Consider the following 1,024-nt stretch of genomic DNA (forward strand, 5'->3'; position numbering starts at 1 on the left):
GGTTGGCCTTCGCGTTGGCCTTGTCCCTGGCCGCCTGCGACTCGTCAAGGCGGCGTTGCAGGTCCGCGTTGCGGGCCCGCTCCAGCTGCAGTTCGACTTCCAGCCGGCTGAGCCGGTCCTGGGCCCGGTGCTGGCCGCGGGCCGTGGTGCGGGACCGGAACCGGTCTATGACGGGGAGGCTCACCACGTCCTGCCGATCTCGTGGATCTCGCCGGTCTTCTCCCGCACGTTGGCGATGGGCTCGCCGTCCCACAGGGGCATCTCGATCTGGGTGACGAAGCCCTTGGTGGTTTCGATCCAGGCCTGGCCGGTGCCGTCGAGGTAGATGCGGCGCCGGTTGTCGGCGGGCCAGTCGTCGTGTTCGCCGGCCGCGGCGGAGCGGACTGTGGACACCCACTCGGGTACGGGCAGCGGGTTCTCCCAGCGGGTGGCCTGCTTCTCGGCTACCCGGCATGCGTTGAAGACGGCGTTCAGGCAGCGGTGCAGGTAGGCCATCTCGTCGCGGACGGTGGGCTCCTTGCCGACGTACCGTTCAAGCGTCGCTTCGAGGTCTGCTACGCGCTGGTCGCGTTCCTCGAGCTGCTGCTCGTTGATCCGCAGCTTGGCGCGGAGTTCGGTCAGCTCGGCGACCATCGGGTCAGTGGCCATGAGAGTCCTCCTCGGTGGGGCGGAGCGCGGCGACCTCGGGGTGCTCGTCGATGAGGTCGTCCCACTCCCACTCGCTGGGCGCTTCGACGTACAGGTCAAGGCCGTTCTCGAGGAGGGTCGACGCGTTCAGGTCCTGATAGACCTCCTCGCACTTGGCGAGCTGGGCGACGGCCTGTTCCTGGCTGTCGGCTTCCTCCCAGACGAGGTGGCGTTCGCGGGTTTCCACGATCACGGGGTAGCGGGCGGTCACGTGGTCCTCCAGGTTCGACGGCCCCACCAGAGGGCGAGGGCGGATACAGCCGCGGCGAGAAGCGTCCGGAGAGTTGCCTGGGCGACGGTCACGGGGTCCCCCAGTCCGGCAGGTCCACGAACCCGG

At 69.0% G+C, this 1,024-nt stretch carries 3 protein-coding genes; all 3 read right to left on the minus strand.

Annotated elements, in window-relative coordinates; translation table 11 throughout:
• Positions 1–184 (minus strand): hypothetical protein (locus ABD191_RS28865; protein WP_344089091.1); only part of this gene is annotated, 184 nt, incomplete at its 3' end.
• Entirely contained in the window at positions 181–648 is a 468-nt protein-coding gene (locus ABD191_RS28870) for a hypothetical protein (protein WP_030901157.1), read from the minus strand. The genes ABD191_RS28870 and ABD191_RS28865, both read right to left, overlap by 4 nt.
• A complete protein-coding gene (locus ABD191_RS28875) occupies positions 638–898 on the minus strand; it encodes a hypothetical protein (RefSeq protein ID WP_030901159.1) in 261 nt (86 codons plus the stop codon). Before ABD191_RS28875 ends, ABD191_RS28870 begins: the two co-directional genes overlap by 11 nt.
• Positions 899–1,024 lie beyond the last annotated feature (126 nt).

This window comes from Luedemannella helvata, from assembly GCF_039528415.1.
Taxonomy (GTDB): Bacteria; Actinomycetota; Actinomycetes; order Mycobacteriales; family Micromonosporaceae; genus Luedemannella; species Luedemannella helvata.